The organism is Pseudomonas sp. URIL14HWK12:I6, from assembly GCF_000514195.1.
Classification (GTDB): domain Bacteria; phylum Pseudomonadota; class Gammaproteobacteria; order Pseudomonadales; family Pseudomonadaceae; genus Aquipseudomonas; species Aquipseudomonas putida_A.
On the sequence record NZ_AZVL01000002.1, the window covers coordinates 208,509 to 220,069 of the forward strand.

Consider the following 11,561-nt stretch of genomic DNA (forward strand, 5'->3'; position numbering starts at 1 on the left):
GCTGCTCGACGCGTGTCAGCAGCTTCAGTTGATGTGTTTTCTTGTTTTCTTGTTATCGAGTGTCGGGCAGGGTTACTGCACCGTGATGTAGCAGGCGCCCAGGGTTCGGTTGTCCAGAACCTGCAGCGGCGCCAGCCATTTGTAGTCGATGCCACCACGTCTGAGCAGGCGTCCGATGGCAACCGGGGACACTGACACCAGATGTGAAACGCCGCAGGTTCGGGCGTACTCCAGCGTGGCCATGAACAGGCCAACGGTGTTTTCGTCGGACATCATCTGTTCGTTTTTGCCGCCCTCGGCATCGAGGTCCAGTGAGGTGAAGCGCGACAGCTCCCAGATGTCATCGCCGCACGGGGCAGGCTTGTCGCCGAGCAACGAAGTGAATACTTCACTCAGCAGATACGGCTGGGTGGTGGGCAGCAGGCGGGCGCATCCCTTGATGTTGCCGTCGTGTTCTTCGGCGACGATGTAGTGAGTGCCGCTGTGATCAAATTGGTCGAACTCGAAATCGTCCGGCGTGGATAATTGCCAGCCGAGGCGTTCGACGAACACCTGATAGCGATATTGAGCCAAGCGTTGACGCTTTAGTGTCGTCAACTCGTCATAACGTCCTGACAAGTAATCCATCACAGATTCCGTTTAGTGATTGGTTGGGTGGCGATTAAAGTGCACACTGCGCTCGCATACTACCTGTCACCCTTGACAGCTAGCGGAAACATTTGGAAATATGCTAGGCATGTTGGCAAGAGGCCGACAGCATTAACTGTGGGAAAGGAATCTCTATGTCATATTGGCAGGCTGAACTGTTGGAAAACGCCATGTCTGCAACGGATGTCGAGTTGTTGTTCGACAGTATCAAGACCGTCGCCAGGCAGTTGGAGTTTGATTATGTGGCTTACGGGTCACGCCGACTTTTCCCCATCACCAAACCTTGTCTTTTTCTCGCCAATAATTATTCGCCCGCCTGGCAAGCTGCCTATTCCGCCAATCGTTACCTGGACATCGATCCTTACGTCCAGCGCGCAATGCGCAGCGTGAAACCGGTGCTGTGGGACGCTGAACTCAAGGCTCAGATGCCCGAATTCTGGCAGGATGCGCAGGCTCACGGGCTCTCGGAGGGCTGGGGGCAGACGCTGCTCAACAGCGAAACTCAAGGGCTGGTGACCTTTGCCCGGGGCAGCGGGACGATCACCGCGCAGGAACTCGAAACCAAACAGGCGCAGCTGTCCTGGCTGGCCCAGATTACTCACCTGGGGCTGACGCGCCTGCAGATGCGCGGCGCCGATTCGGTGCTCCCGGTGCCGATAGAACTGTCGCAGAGAGAAAAGGAAATCCTGCAATGGACCGCTGACGGAAAGTCATCGGACGATGTTTCGGTGATCCTCGGTATCAGCAAAAGGACAGTAAACTTCCATATTAACCATTGCCTGAAAAAACTCGGTTGCCAAAACAAGATCGCCGCTGCAGTTAAAGCTTCGCTGATGGGCCTGCTGTGGAAATAATTACCCTGATAATTTATTGGATAACTAACTGGTGAATAACCGGAGTGTTTGTGCGCGAGTTCACAGATTTTCCCGATTAATAATATTTCATTTATAAGCTAATGCCTTTTCAAGCGTAACGAATTCATCAAGAAACTTCAGTTATAGCGTCACAAACATTCCTGGCGACGGTGCCTGTTCAACGGTGCGACCAAACGCCACGGCGCAGGTTTCATGCCGGCTCGCCATGATGCGTGGCCTCGTTTCTGCATGGCGCATAGCGCATACAGAAAACCGTCACGTCCAACCGGCATCATCCGCTCGCATCGGGCTAAGGAACATCATCGTGAAAATCAACTGGGCCGAGAAACTGCGGCAAAACGTGCATCAACTGGCCGAGTCCCTGGGCAACCTGTTCGTCGAGACCTTCCACTACCTGGCGCTGTTCGCCATTGGTGCGGTGACCGCATGGGCGGCGGTGATGGAATTTCTCGGCATGCTCGAAGAAGGCCACATCAAGATCGATGACATTCTGTTGCTGTTCATCTATCTGGAACTGGGGGCGATGGTCGGGATTTACTTCAAGACCAACCACATGCCGGTGCGCTTCCTGATCTACGTGGCGATCACTGCGCTGACCCGCCTGCTGATCTCCAACGTCTCGCACCACAACCCGCCGGACATGGGCATCATCTACCTGTGCGGCGGCATTCTGCTGCTGGCGTTCTCGATCCTGGTGGTGCGTTACGCCTCGTCGCAATTTCCGTCGGTGAAGATCGAAAAGCCGCAACGCAAGCTCGGCGCCGGCTCCGGTGAACACCCCGAGATCGAGAAGGGCGAGCTTTAAAGCCCCATCGACGGCCGAGGCTGGCCGTTGCTCTGCTGCGGTGGCGGAGGCAGCCCGTCGCCGCTGGTCATCGCTTCAAGGATCGCCATGGCGCTGTGGCCCTGTTCGATGGCGATGCCGAACTGAATGCTTTGCACCAGCCGCTTGAGCCGTACCGGATCGTTGCGCTGTTCGGCGCTGATCATCCGTTTGGCGACGATTCGGCCGCTGTTCGACAGGGTCAGCATGATGCTGCCGTCCAGCCCCTGAATGCTCAGGTTGATCTGATAGTCCGGCGCGAAGGCATCGGTAATGATCTGAAAAGGGTTGTCCATGATGCGTCACCGCCTGATTGAACGTGCAGTTGTTGACCGGCCGTGATCGGGTTGGTTCGCAATACCTGATCATCGGCGATTCCGTGGCCTGTGTTGTTGCGTTTTGTAGGAGCTGCCGAAGGCTGCGATCTTTTGCTCTGCGCTGTTTTGACTTCGGTCATGAAGATCAAAAGATCGCAGCCTCGTTGCACTCGACAGCTCCTACACAGCTCCTGCACAGGTCATAGCAAGGGCTGTGCCGGGAAAATTGTTGGACAATGGATACGGCATAAAAAAGGCGAGCCCATGGCTCGCCTTTGTCATTTGTGGCCCGTTTCAGGGCAGAACCGAGTAGATGATCGCCGACAGTGCAATCAGGCCGATCAGCACCACGAACACGTTGGACGCCTGTCCCGAATACTGGCGCAAGGCTGGCACACGGCGGATGGCGTACATCGGCATCAGGAACAGCAGGCAGGCAATCACTGGCCCGCCGAGGGTTTCGATCATGCCGAGGATGCTCGGGTTGAACGTCGCCACGGCCCAGCAGCTGAGGATCATGAACAGCGCGGTCGCACGGTTCAGCCAGCTCGCCGACATCACCTTGCCACGGCCGCGCAGGCTCTTGACGATCATGCCCTGAAAGCCTTCGCTGGCGCCGATGTAGTGGCCGAGGAAGGATTTGGTGATCGCCACCAGCGCGATCAGCGGCGCGGCGTAAGCAATGACCGGGGTCTGGAAGTGGTTGGCCAGGTACGACAGGATCGAAATGTTCTGCGCCTTGGCCGCGGCCAGATCGGCCGGCGACAGCGCCAGCACACAGCTGAAGCAGAAGAACATCACCGTCACCACCATCATCCCGTGGGCCATGGCGAGGATGCCGCTGCTCTTGCGTTCGGCCTCGGCGCCGTAGCGCTGCTTCTGGTCAACCGCGAAGGCGGAGATGATCGGCGAGTGGTTGAACGAGAACACCATCACCGGGATCGCCAGCCACAGGGTCTTGAGGAACGTCGACAGCGGCATCGCTTCCCTGGCGCTGGCGAAGAACGCGCCGTTCCAGTTGGGGATAAGGCTCAGGCCGAGCAACAGCAGCGCGGCGACGAACGGATAGACCAGCACGCTCATGGCTTTGACGATCACGTTCTGCCCGCAGCGCACGATCGCCATCAGGCCGAGGATCAGCACCAGCGACAGGATTGCCCGAGGTGGCGGCGCGATGTGCAATTGATGTTCGAGAAAACTGCTCAGGGTGTTGGTCAGTGCAACGCTGTACACCAGCAGGATCGGGAAGATCGCGAAGAAGTACAGCAGGGTGATCAGCTTGCCGGCACCGATGCCGAAGTGTTCTTCAACGACTTCGGTGATGTCGCCCGAACGCCCGGACAAGACGAAGCGGGTCAGGCCCCGGTGGGCGAAGAAGGTCATCGGGAACGCCAGCAACGCCAGAATCAACAATGGCCAGAAGCCGCCGACACCGGCGTTGATCGGCAGAAACAAAGTGCCGGCACCGATGGCGGTGCCATACAGACCGAGCATCCAGGTGGTGTCGGATTTGCTCCAGCCCTTGTGGGCTATTTCGGTGTTGCGTGTGCGATCTACAGCGGGATTTTCGGCAGCAGGTGTACGTACATCGGTCATCGTTTTTGCCTCGTTATTATTTTTGCTCGGGCTCACGGTTGGCGGGCCGCAAGTTGCGGCCCGCCGGGACGGTCAGGGAACGCGCGTCAGCATTCCACCCAGTTCACAGCCAGGCCGCCCCGTGAAGTCTCTTTGTATTTGTCGTGCATGTCGGCGCCGGTATCGCGCATGGTGCGGATTACCCGGTCGAGGGAAATGAAGTGTTTGCCGTCGCCGCGCAGGGCCATTTGCGTGGCGTTGATCGCCTTCACGGCGGCGATGGCATTGCGTTCGATACACGGCACCTGCACCAGGCCGCCGACCGGGTCGCAGGTCAGGCCGAGGTTGTGTTCCAGGCCGATTTCAGCGGCGTTTTCCAGTTGCTCCGGGGTTGCGCCGAGCACTTCAGCGAGGCCCGCCGCGGCCATGGCGCAGGCCGAACCGACTTCGCCCTGGCAGCCGACTTCGGCGCCGGAGATCGAGGCATTTTTCTTACACAGAATGCCGACGGCGGCGGCGCCCATGAAGAAAGCGACCACGTCATCGTCAGACGCGTCCGGATTGAATTTCATGTAGTAGTGCAGCACCGCCGGGATGATCCCGGCCGCGCCATTGGTCGGCGCGGTGACCATGCGCCCGCCGGCAGCGTTCTCCTCGTTGACCGCGAGGGCGAACAGATTGACCCACTCCATCGCCGACAGCGTCGAACTGATCACGTTCGGCTTGCCGATTTCCAGCAGGCTGCGGTGCAGTTTCGCCGCGCGGCGCGGTACGTTCAGACCACCGGGCAGGATGCCTTCGTGGCGCAGGCCCTGCTCAACGCACTCGCGCATCACCGACCAGATGTGCAGCAAGCCGTTACGGATTTCAGCGTCGCTGCGCCAGGCCCGTTCGTTGGCCATCATCAGCTCTGAGACTCGCAGGTTGTGGGTTTTACACAGGCTCAGCAGTTCGGCGGCGCTGGAAAAATCGTACGGCAACACCACGTCGCCGGCCGGCGCCACACCGGACTCGGCTTCCGCCGCTTCGATGATGAAACCGCCGCCAATCGAGTAGTACGTTTGCGTGAACAGCTCGGCGCTTTCGCCAAAGGCTGTCAGCGACATGGCGTTGGGGTGGTAGGGCAGGCTTTCGTCGAGCAGCAGGAGATCGTGCTGCCAGTTGAAGGAAATTTCTCTCTGGCCGGCCAGCAGCAACAGGCCGCTTTCGCGCATTTGCCGGATGCGTGGATCGATGGTCGCCGGATCAATGCTGTCCGGCCATTCGCCCATCAGGCCCATGACCGTCGCGCGGTCGGTGGCGTGGCCGACACCGGTGGCCGACAGCGAACCGTACAAACGGATTTCCACGCGGCGCACATCGTTGAGCAACCGTTGATCGATCAGCGCCTGGGCGAAGGTCGCGGCGGCTCGCATCGGGCCAACGGTGTGGGAGCTGGACGGGCCGATGCCGACTTTGAATAGATCGAAAACACTGATAGCCATGCTAAACCCTTACAAGCAATGGAGTAGGAATCGCTGCCATTTTTTGTAGGACAAGCGCAATGTCGGCGATACTGCCTACGTCAGATCTACGTGACCAACGAAACTTCCTAAGAAAGCCTTTAGCAGGACTAAACGATGAGTCGTCAATTGCATGCCCAGACCTACGTCTGGCTGCAGGTGTTTTCCTGTGCCGCGCGGCACCTGTCGTTCACCCGTTGCGCGGAAGAGCTGCACATCACCCCGGGGGCGGTCAGCCAGCAGATTCGCCAACTCGAAGAGCGTCTCGGTTTTCGCCTGTTTCATCGCCGGGCGCGGGGTGTCGAGTTGAGTGCGGAAGGCCAGCGGCTGGCCATCACGGTCAATGAGGCCTACGGCAGCATCGATGCTGAACTGCGTCGACTGGATGCGGGGATGATCAGCGGAATTCTGCGGGTGCGCTCGATTCCGTCATTTCTCAGCAAATGGCTGACCCCGCGTTTGCCGCGTCTGCAACAGCGTTATCCGGATATCCAGTTGCGCCTAGTGGCCGAGGACAGCAGCGTGCCGTTGCACGAGGGCGACTTTGATCTGGCAATTGATTTGAACGACGGCAGCTACCCGGGACTGTTATCCACAGCCTTGCTCGATGAGCAGATTTTCCCGGTCTGCGCGCCGAGTTTGTTGCGCGGACGCCCGCCGCTACACGGGCCGGCGGATCTGGTGTATTTCCCGTTGTTGCACGACATCACCGCGTGGCGCGGCAGTTATGAATATGCGGAATGGGAGTTTTATCTGAACGCGATTGGCTTTGAAGGCGCCGACGTTCGGCGTGGGCACACGTTCAATCGCAATCACCTGACCATCGAAGCGGCAATTGCCGGCATGGGCGTGGCGATTGCCCGACGCACGTTGCTCAACGATGAACTGGAGCGCGGGACGTTGATTGTGCCGTTCGGCCTGTCGGTGCCCAACCACAAACGCTACGTGCTGCTGTATGCGCCGGGGGCCTTGAGCCATCCGGGCGTGCGCGCGGTGCATGACTGGCTGGTGGAGGAGGCGGGAATTTTCCGTAGCTTGCACCCGTTGAACGACGGGCAATTGTGAGCAGATTTTGCAGGGTTGCGAAGCGACCCAACTCCCGACCTTACCAGTGACTTGCCCGGTTGTCCGGCTTTTTTTGCGAATGAATATTTATCTTTTTTCAGGGGTTGAAATGTTCGCCGGTCGGGCCGATTGTTGTAACCAGGAGGTCAGGAAATCCAATTCAAGGCCTCTGGCGAGCTAGCTGAAATAAGGGATGAACTATGCAAATCCAAGTCAACAGCGATAACCATATTCAAAGCAGTAAGCGACTGGAGGAGTGGGTACGTACAACTATTGAGAGCACGCTCGAACGTTATGAAGAAGACCTGACCCGTGTCGAAGTCCACCTGAGCGACGAGAACGGCGACAAACCAGGTCCCCATGACTTGCGCTGCCAACTGGAAGCGCGGCCAAAAGGCCATCAACCGATTTCCGTCACCCACAAAGCCGATTCGCTGGAACAGGCGATCGACGGTGCAGCCGAAAAACTGGAACACGCGCTGGAGCACCTGTTTGGCAAACTGCGAGGCAAGCCCCGCGCCGCCATCGTGCCATTCAGCAAGGCGAATGACGCACTGCTGGAAGAAGAGTTTCTCGAGAACGAACAGGCAGCGATCAACAGTTGATGCGCTGATTTTTCAAGCCACCCAATGAGAACGGGCCTGCGCAAGCAGGCCCGTTTTTGTTTGTGTTGCTGAACAGTGTGGCGAGGGAGCTTGCTCCCGCTGGGCTGCGAAGCGGCCCCAATACCTGCACGGCGTTCAACAGCCAGACTGTATCAGCAGGATTTACGGCTGCTCCGTAGCCGAGCGGGAGCAAGCTCCCTCGCCACAGTTTTATTAGAAAGCTACAGAAGTTTGCACATACACCGTGCGCGGTTCACCCACGTACTTGCCTTTATTGTTGTCATCAAACGAGCGGGTGAAATACTGGGTGTTGAAAATGTTCTTCACCCCCACCGCCACGTTCAGATCCGACAATTGCGGGCCGAAGTCATAACCGGCGCGGCTGCTGAACAGCATGTAGCCGGGGATCTTGCCGGTGCTGCCGTCGGCGCTTTCCTTGGAGGTGTTGGCATTGTCGGCGAACTGGTCGCTCTGGAAGCTGCTGTCGACATTGAGTTTCCACGGGCCTTCGGTGTAACCGACGCCAATCGTGCCTTTGTGTTTCGAGGAAAACGGCACGCGATTGCCCTTATTTGGCCCGTCCTCACGGATGGTCGCGTCGACGTAGGCATAAGTGGCGTACACATCGAAACCGGCCAGTGCCGGGCTCAAGTCATCCAGCGCGTAGTTGACGCTGGTCTCGATGCCCTGATGGCGGGTCTCGCCCCGGGCGATCACCGAATCGTTGGTCTGGTTGCTTTCGTACTGGTTGTCGAAGTTGATCAGGAACGCACCGATTTCCGCGCGCAGGGTGCCGTTGTCATAACGGGTTCCGAGTTCCCAGGTGCGGGCCTTCTCCGGTTTGACTTCGCCGCTGCTCACACGGTTGGGCATCTGGCTGTATTGCACGCTGCCGAACGAACCTTCGGTGTTGGCGTACAGATTCCAGCTGTCGCTCAGGTGATACAGCACGTTCAGCGCCGGCAGCGCGGTGTTGTAGTCGCCCTTGTATTTGACGTCGGTCAGGTTGTTGGTCTGCTGCGACTCGATCATCTCGTAGCGCACACCCGGGGTGATGGTCCATTTGCCGATGTCGATGCGGTCGTCAACGAACAACGCATTGGCTTCGGTGCCACCGCGGGTGTCACGGTCGTTGCGGCTGTCGGTGGTCGGGTATTGGTTGCTGCTGATCGGCGTGCGATAGCGCAATTCGTGGCCAGCCTCGTTGATGTAGCGGTAACCGACGCCGACTTCATGGCTGGTCGGGCCGAGGTCGAAGCCTTGGGCGAAACGTGTTTCGAAACCGCGTACCCAATATTCGCGCGGTGACAGCGAGAGGAAACTGCCCTGATCCAGATAACCGCTGCGCAGGGTCTTGGTGAAGAAGGTGTTGGCGGTGAATTCGCGGCGATCTTCCTGATAGCGATAGCCGAAGTTGAACATTGTGCGGCGACCCCAGAACTGGTCTTTCAGGCGCGTCGACTGATACGGATCGGCGTCGTAATCGGCGACGCTGAGGCCGCCGGGCATGTCGGCCTTGCCTTCGTAATACTGGGCCATGGCGTTGAAGCTGTTGGCCTCGTCGAGCTGGTATTTGCCCTTGAGGATCAGGTCGTCGATTTCGCTGTCGCTGTGTTCACGCCAGTCACCGCCACGGGTGCCGGAGTAAAGCAGCGCGCCGCCCAGACCATTTTCGTTGGTGCCACCGGCCAGCAGGTTGGCGCTGGTCTTGAAGCCGTCATGGCTCGACGACGGACTGGTCTCCGTCTGGAAGCCACCCTTGACCGTCGGCGCGTCGGGAATGGCACGGGTCACGAAGTTGACCACCCCGCCGACGTTCTGCGGGCCGTAACGCACGGCGCCGCCGCCACGCACCACGTCCACGGCATCCATGTTGCCCATGCTGATCGGCGCAAACGACAACTGCGGTTGGCCGTACGGTGCGAACGGCACGGGAATGCCGTCCATCAGTACGGTCGAGCGCGCGGCCAGGCGCGGATTGAGACCGCGAATGCCGAAGTTCAGCGCCATGTCGTGGCTGCCGGTGCCGTTGTTTTCCGGGGCATTGACCCCGGGGATGCGGTTGAGCACATCGCGCGCCTGAGTCGCGCCCTGCCGTTCAAAATCTTCGCGGCGGATCACATCGCGGGCGCCGGGGTGTTCGAACACGTTGACCTGCGCCGCTTCACCGAGCCAGTCACCGACGACTTTCGAGGTGTCCAGCTCCAGCGCCGTGTCGCCGACCGGTTGCAGGCTGAAGGCATTGTCGCCCTCGGCGCGAGCTTGCAGGCCGGTGCCTTCGAGCAGCGCATCGAGACCTTGTGCAGCGCTGTAGCTGCCTTCGAGGCCACGGCTTTGCACACCGCTGGTGACTTGCGAGCCAAAGGAAATCAGCACGCCGGCTTCACGACCAAACTGGTTGAGGGCGTTTTCCAGCGACGCCGGAGCGATGTGGTAAACCTTGGTTTCGGCAGCCATGACCGGCAGAGCGCTGAAGCTCAGGCTGGCGCCCAGTAAGAGGTTGCGCAGGCGGCGGGCCAGTGGCGTGAGACGGGTGGGGTGCATGAAGGTTGATCCTGAGAAGGTTGAATCAAGGGGGCTTTCCTTCTCTGTCACGCCAGATCTGAAAAACGGCTCACGGTTTACGAATATTTTTTGAATGACTGCTTTTGTGGCTAGGGAGCAAGCCCCCTCGCCACTGTTTTGTTTTAAACCCGGGCCTCGACGCTCACCCAATAACGAGTAAACCGCCGCACTTTCACCGGCAGACTGATTTGCAGCAGATCAAGAATCCGCTCGCTGTCGTCCAGTGGATAGGTCCCGGAGATCAGCAGGTCGGCCACTTTCGCATCGCAATGCAACTGGCCACGACGGTAGCGGCCGAGCTCTTCAAGAAAATCGCCCAGGCGCATGTGTGCGGCGATCAGCATGCCGTCGGTCCAGGCGCCGCTGTTGGCGTCCAGTGGCTTGGCTTCGCTGACGGAAGTGGCGCTGAAACTCAGCTGACGAGCGACGGGCAGCCCCATCGGCGCGTGCCCGTGGCGGATCAATTCGACCTGGCCTTCGAACAGCGCAACTTGTGTGCGATCGGCAAATTGACGGACGTTGATCCGGGCAGCACTGGTTTTCAACAGCCCTTGTGCCGTGTGCACTTCGAACGCTTGTGCGGTGCTCAGAAGGATCTCGCCCTCCAGCAAACGGATCAGCCGCTGCGCGCCATCCACGTCCGCGGCGCTCGCGGTATTGAGCTGCAGCTGACTGCCCGCACCCAGCGTCACCTTGCGTCGCTCGCCCAGCGGGCTGCGGTAGTCGGCGAGCAGGGTCGGCAGCGGATTGTGCTCGCGCATGCCCCAGGTGACGGCAGAACCGGCACCGAGAAGCAGCAGCAATTTGAGCGCCTGACGGCGACTGGAAGACTTCTGCCCGTTCAACGCGGCGTGGACCAATGGCGACGCCACGCCGCGCAAGCGTTGGTTGACCCGCTGCATGTGCTCCCACGCGCGACGATGTTCGCTGTGGGCGTCCAGCCATTGTTGCCAGGCTTGTTGCTGACGCGGGGAGAGCGTGCCTTGCTGCATTTCCATCAGCCAGTGCACGGCCTGTTCGGCCACTTGCGCAGAGAAATCCGGAGCGCGGTTCATAGGGCGAAATAGCAGCGCAGGGCGGCTTTGTGCAGATGACGTTTGACCGTGGCCACCGAGATGCTCAGCTCGGCGGCGATTTGCGGATAAGTCAGGCCATCGACCTGCGCCAGCAAAAAGGCGCGCTTGACCAGACGCGGCAAGCCATCGAGCAGCTGGTCCAGCTCGATCAGGGTTTGCAGGATGATCGCTTTGTCTTCTTCCGATGGCGCAACCATTTCCGGCATCTGCGCCAGCGTGTCGAGGTAGGCGCGTTCCAGATCCTGACGACGGTAATGATTGAACAGCACGCGTTTGGCGAGGGTGGTGAGGAAGGCGCGCGGCTCGATGATCACTGCGGGTTCGCGAGAGCTGAGCACGCGGATGAAGGTGTCTTGCGCCAGATCCGCCGCGCTGTCCGGGCAGCCGAGTCTGCGCCGCAACCAGCCGGTGAGCCAGCTGTGGTGGTCGTGGTAGAGCGATTCGACGGGATGGGCGGACGACAAGGGTATTACTCCGGGCGCACGTTGGATGCGTTAGAGAACAAGAACT

The 11,561-nt window shown here is 59.5% G+C and carries 11 protein-coding genes; 4 read left to right on the plus strand and 7 right to left on the minus strand.

Translation table 11 applies throughout. The features are described from left to right. Positions 1–72: 72 nt before the first annotated feature. Entirely contained in the window at positions 73–627 is a 555-nt protein-coding gene (locus tag H043_RS0104615; RefSeq protein WP_027610891.1) for an acyl-homoserine-lactone synthase, read from the minus strand. A 155-nt stretch (positions 628–782) separates the two neighbouring features. On the opposite strand from H043_RS0104615, the gene H043_RS0104620 reads away from it, so the two are divergent. Continuing rightward, entirely contained in the window at positions 783–1,502 is a 720-nt protein-coding gene (locus H043_RS0104620; protein WP_027610892.1) for an autoinducer binding domain-containing protein, read from the plus strand. A 325-nt stretch (positions 1,503–1,827) separates the two neighbouring features. Continuing rightward, on the plus strand, positions 1,828–2,328 hold the full coding sequence (locus H043_RS0104625; protein WP_003221775.1) for a phosphate-starvation-inducible protein PsiE: 501 nt from the start codon (positions 1,828–1,830) through the stop codon (positions 2,326–2,328). Here H043_RS0104625 and H043_RS0104630 read toward each other — a convergent pair. The 3 genes from H043_RS0104630 to H043_RS0104640 form a co-directional block, all read right to left on the minus strand. Continuing rightward, positions 2,325–2,642 carry a DUF3509 domain-containing protein gene (locus H043_RS0104630; protein WP_007968083.1) on the minus strand — a complete coding sequence of 106 codons (318 nt, stop codon included), beginning with the start codon at positions 2,640–2,642 and terminating at the stop codon, positions 2,325–2,327. The two genes, H043_RS0104625 and H043_RS0104630, sit on opposite strands and share 4 nt — an antisense overlap. A 315-nt stretch (positions 2,643–2,957) precedes the next feature. Then, complete coding sequence (locus H043_RS0104635) at positions 2,958–4,259, minus strand: HAAAP family serine/threonine permease (protein WP_027610893.1); 1,302 nt, start codon at positions 4,257–4,259, stop codon at positions 2,958–2,960. Between the two features lie 86 nt (positions 4,260–4,345). Continuing rightward, on the minus strand, positions 4,346–5,722 hold the full coding sequence (locus H043_RS0104640) for an L-serine ammonia-lyase (protein ID WP_027610894.1): 1,377 nt from the start codon (positions 5,720–5,722) through the stop codon (positions 4,346–4,348). Between the two features lie 135 nt (positions 5,723–5,857). On the opposite strand from H043_RS0104640, the gene H043_RS0104645 reads away from it, so the two are divergent. Further along, entirely contained in the window at positions 5,858–6,805 is a 948-nt protein-coding gene (locus H043_RS0104645) for a LysR substrate-binding domain-containing protein (RefSeq protein WP_016986993.1), read from the plus strand. 200 nt (positions 6,806–7,005) lie between these two features. Next, positions 7,006–7,410, plus strand: coding sequence for an HPF/RaiA family ribosome-associated protein (locus H043_RS0104650; protein ID WP_027610895.1), 405 nt, complete (start codon positions 7,006–7,008; stop codon positions 7,408–7,410). A 213-nt stretch (positions 7,411–7,623) separates the two neighbouring features. Here the strand turns inward: H043_RS0104650 and fecA are convergent, their stop codons facing one another. The 3 genes from fecA to H043_RS0104665 form a co-directional block, all read right to left on the minus strand. Next, complete coding sequence (gene fecA, locus H043_RS0104655; RefSeq protein ID WP_027610896.1) at positions 7,624–9,954, minus strand: TonB-dependent Fe(3+) dicitrate receptor FecA; 2,331 nt, start codon at positions 9,952–9,954, stop codon at positions 7,624–7,626. A gap of 143 nt (positions 9,955–10,097) precedes the next feature. Further along, positions 10,098–11,030 carry a DUF4880 domain-containing protein gene (locus tag H043_RS0104660; RefSeq protein WP_027610897.1) on the minus strand — a complete coding sequence of 311 codons (933 nt, stop codon included), beginning with the start codon at positions 11,028–11,030 and terminating at the stop codon, positions 10,098–10,100. Further along, on the minus strand, positions 11,027–11,515 hold the full coding sequence (locus H043_RS0104665; RefSeq protein WP_027610898.1) for a sigma-70 family RNA polymerase sigma factor: 489 nt from the start codon (positions 11,513–11,515) through the stop codon (positions 11,027–11,029). Before H043_RS0104665 ends, H043_RS0104660 begins: the two co-directional genes overlap by 4 nt. Positions 11,516–11,561: the final 46 nt, after the last annotated feature.